The organism is Xenorhabdus innexi, assembly GCF_002632485.1.
Lineage (GTDB): Bacteria > Pseudomonadota > Gammaproteobacteria > Enterobacterales > Enterobacteriaceae > Xenorhabdus > Xenorhabdus innexi.
In genome coordinates, this window is record NZ_NIBU01000155.1 from 1 (window position 1) to 1,728 (window position 1,728).

The 1,728-nt window shown below is 42.8% G+C and carries 1 protein-coding gene; it reads right to left on the minus strand.

Annotation, left to right across the window (positions count from 1 at the left end; genetic code table 11):
• Positions 1-112 precede the first annotated feature (112 nt).
• Positions 113-1,354 (minus strand): RHS repeat domain-containing protein, encoded by a 1,242-nt coding sequence (locus Xinn_RS20650; protein ID WP_244590283.1) that lies wholly within the window; start codon positions 1,352-1,354, stop codon positions 113-115.
• Positions 1,355-1,728: the final 374 nt, after the last annotated feature.

Sequence of the window (1,728 nt, forward strand, 5' to 3'; positions counted from 1 at the left end):
ATTGACTGCTGGCGCTTTCCACATAAAAAATTAGGGGTATCTGATGGTCATTGAAACGGTGTGCTAATTAACCATAAAACTTAATGGTTTTCAAGCTCGTTTGATGAGGTTATCAAATGCAGAATGTACCACTAGTAATGTAGCCTTTGGGGTCTTTTTGTGTCGTGTTATTGCCAACTGCATCATAAGAATAAGATGTTGTCAGGTTTAAACGCCCCGTCCCAGGGTCTACAGTTGTTGAGATAAGAGCAAATGTGCGAGGGTCGTAGGTATTCTGTGTTATGCGTCCTTCAGGATCAGTGATCGTTAAAGGTAAACCCCGAGTGTTATAGGTTATCAATGTTACAGGTGCATGAGTGCCTTTCACTCCGGGTTTAGCAACTTCTGGCTGTGTAGTTTTGACAAGATTGCCTTGCCCGTCATAGTCATATTTTGTCATTCGCCCTAAAAAATCAGTATGGGTGAGTGGCAGAGAAAGGGCGGAATAGGTCCATTTTTCTGTTATTGGTGCAGGAGGTTTGCCGGTTATGACATCGTGGGCTTTTGGGATAGGGGAAATGGTTTTCGTTACGATATTGGCTTTATCATCATAAGTAAAACTTTCTGATAGACCGCGAGAAGAAACAGATTGCGTTAGAAGCCCTATGCCGTTATAGGTATAACGTGTTCCAGCCCTTGTTTGATTAACATCCAGTAGAAGGTTGCCATTTTGATCATAGTAGAAAAAGCGTCTGTTACCTAGTGCATCGATTTCTTCGGCACGTCTTCCGTTAGCAAAGAGGTAATACCATTTATTGTCAAAAGGATCAGTCTGAGTCTGAATACGCCCAGCATGGTCATAGGTATTTCTGACAGTTGTTGTTTCGGGGAAGGCGGGGTTGTACATGGTCGTAATCAGACCTAAGCCGCCATAGCCATAGCGATAGGTGGCATTAAGTGCATCTTTGAAGCTTAGCAGGCTATCCTTTCCATCATAATTATAGCTGACTGAACGGAAGCCATCTGAAACAGAAGTTAGCTGATTTTTGCCATTATAGTTAAACTCCAGCTTTTGACCCATGCCATTCTCAACGGCTTTTAGGTTTTTATTTTTCCCTGTACCCACATAAGTAAAGGTCACTCTATTTCTGTTTTTATCTTCCCAGGAAAAGATATCACCATCTTTATCAAAGTGCGTGACAATGCCATGTTTGTCAGTAATGGTGACGGCATTTCCCTCTCCAAGGGTCAAAGTTGAACTATCGCCGGGTGGAGGAACAAAAGTAACTCCACCGGAAGTGGTGGGAATTTTAATAAATTTTCGGGTCCCCTCATTGGATTGAACTGTAATGGCATTATTGACTAATTGATCCATCAACCAACTACCAATAATTGAGGAAATTGCTGTATTGGTGAGTGTTGGGTCGGTTTCTAGAGCATGAATAACCTGTGTAGCAACGATTGATGTCACAGCGGCTAAGGGGTTATATTGCCCAAAAGCTTCATAAGGGTCGCTATCATGCGGTAATTGTCAACATAGTTGGCACCATTAATGAATTTAAGCGGCCTGTTGTTCTCGTTCAGGATTCAGCGTCACTGTTTCTACCCATTGCCAGTTTCTGGTGCTGCGCGACCAGCGTTCCGGAGAGGTGATGTGGTCCAATGATTTTGGTCACCGTTATAGAGGTGATATTCTCACTTCGACAATTCAACAGGTGACATGATGAAAAGAAGTTTCAGCCCCGAATT

Excerpts from the sequence above, each read along its gene's own strand:
- Xinn_RS20650 (WP_244590283.1), bottom strand. The coding sequence starts at position 1,354 with ATGGATCAATTAGTCAATAATGCCATTACAGTTCAATCCAATGAGGGG.